Here is a 618-nt window from a genome sequence, read left to right as displayed (position 1 = left end):
CGAGAGTTCAGCCTTTTTATGACAGTAATCTGCTGTCGGGCTGGATTAGTTATTTACGGGCTGATTACCGTGATTCACTAATCAACGAATCGCACATCCTCTACAAACCGAATATCGTGGTCTTCAGGACGAATACCTAAAACCCTTAACGAATCAAGATAAATCTCCTGGATATTATCTGGCGACGGTTTGATTAGAACTTGATACTGATAATAGTGTTGGAAGCGATTGGGGTTTTCGCCGTACCGTCCATCCGTCGGGCGACGACACGGTTCAACATAGGCAACAGCCCACGGTTCCGGTCCCAATGCTCTTAAAAATGTCTGGGGATTCTTAGTACCAGCCCCCTTTTCAATGTCATAGGGCTGGGCTATAAGACAACCGCGATCGCCCCAAAACTCATGTAATAAACCAATTACAGACTGAAAATTCACGCTTCACCCTTCCTTACTCAACACAGTGCATAAACCATTGTTGCCTACAACCCGGCACTGTGGGCAGTTTCAGGAGACTCCAAAGCAGCCCAAAAATATTTTTGGAAAAATAGTTGACAAGATAAAAGAGGTTCGCTATATTGAATAAGTGCCTGAAGCGAAGCGAGAAAAAGCGACGCTGTGA

The 618-nt window shown here is 45.0% G+C and carries 1 pseudogene; it reads right to left on the bottom strand.

The features are described 5' to 3' along the window. Nucleotides 1-95: 95 nt before the first annotated feature. A pseudogene (locus tag V7L05_RS28890) lies at nucleotides 96-434 on the bottom strand (glycine--tRNA ligase subunit alpha); the annotation flags it as partial. Nucleotides 435-618: the final 184 nt, after the last annotated feature.

Origin of the sequence: Nostoc sp. (assembly GCF_036917755.1) — a bacterium.
Classification (GTDB): domain Bacteria; phylum Cyanobacteriota; class Cyanobacteriia; order Cyanobacteriales; family Nostocaceae; genus Nostoc.
Note: the sequence above shows the minus strand (reverse complement) of the source record. Positions and strands in the feature narration are given on the sequence as shown.